Below are 1,120 nucleotides of genomic sequence, written 5' to 3' on the forward strand. Positions count from 1 at the left end.
AACATGACCGTGATCTACGAAGGTGTCGATACACGCAGGCAGCAATACATACTGTGCCAATTAGGCTACAACTTGCACCAAGGTTACCTCTACAGTCGACCTGAGCGTACAAGTTAGTAATCCCTAACATGACAGCTAATCAGCTCTATGTATCTAGAAGCTTCTATATACAAGCCTCTGCGTGCTCGCTAACGTTGCGAGCACGTTGTGGCGACTTTGGAAAATAAGTCGCCATTAATCCTGCTACGGGCAGCGGCTTATCGAAATAGAAGCCTTGCAATAAGTCACACTCATATTGCTGCAGCTTAGCCATCTGTTCATCGGTCTCAACGCCCTCTGCCACCACTTTCATCTGACATGAGTTGCCAATATCAATAATCGCTCTGACCAAGGTTGCGCTGTGCTGGCTAGTATTGAGCTTACCAATAAACGAGCGGTCAATTTTGATCTCACTGACTGGTAAGGTGTTTAGATAATTGAGTGATGAGAATCCGGTACCAAAATCGTCAAGCGAAATCCCAAAACCAAGCTCTCGCAACTGTCTGAGTACCGGCTCGACAATATGGAGGTCTTTAATCAGTATGTTTTCCGTGATCTCTAAGGTCACACGACTCGCTGATAGCCCTGTTGCACTCACTAAGTGTTCAACCCTCTCTGCAAAGCCGCTCTCTAATACTTGCTTGGGTGAAACATTAACCGAGACACCGATGGCATCTGGCCCATTTGGCATAAGCAGCAGCGTATCTTCACACGCTTGCTGCAGTACATACTCTCCTAGCTCTTGTATTAAACCAAGACGTTCTGCAGCAGGAATAAAGTCTAGCGGTGAAACAAAGCCGAGCTCAGCATTGTTCCAACGACACAGTGCTTCAACCCCTCTCACCTTTTGCGTCTTTGAATCAACCTGCGGTTGGTAAACCACGCTGATCTCTCTGTTTTTTTAACGCCAGTTTCAGCTGCTCTTCAACACGGAAGTCATAGGTGACTTGCTTGTTGATCACCTCATCATAAAAGACGGCCTCGCCTTTCTGGCTATCTTTCGCCTTGTAAAGCACGATGTCGGCCTTAGTCAGTAGCTCATCGACTTCGATACCATCGTACGGGTACATCGCCACACCGG

Annotated in this window: 2 protein-coding genes; both read right to left on the minus strand. The window is 47.2% G+C overall.

Annotated elements, in window-relative coordinates:
- Nucleotides 1-163: 163 nt before the first annotated feature.
- Nucleotides 164-922, minus strand: a complete 759-nt coding sequence (locus KIV40_RS31865; RefSeq protein ID WP_285353327.1) for an EAL domain-containing protein — start codon at nucleotides 920-922, stop codon at nucleotides 164-166.
- A partial coding sequence (locus KIV40_RS31870; RefSeq protein WP_285353329.1) for a hypothetical protein occupies nucleotides 900-1,120 on the minus strand: 221 nt, incomplete at its 5' end. The genes KIV40_RS31865 and KIV40_RS31870, both read right to left, overlap by 23 nt.

The sequence above is a fragment of the Vibrio sp. D173a genome (assembly GCF_030248475.1).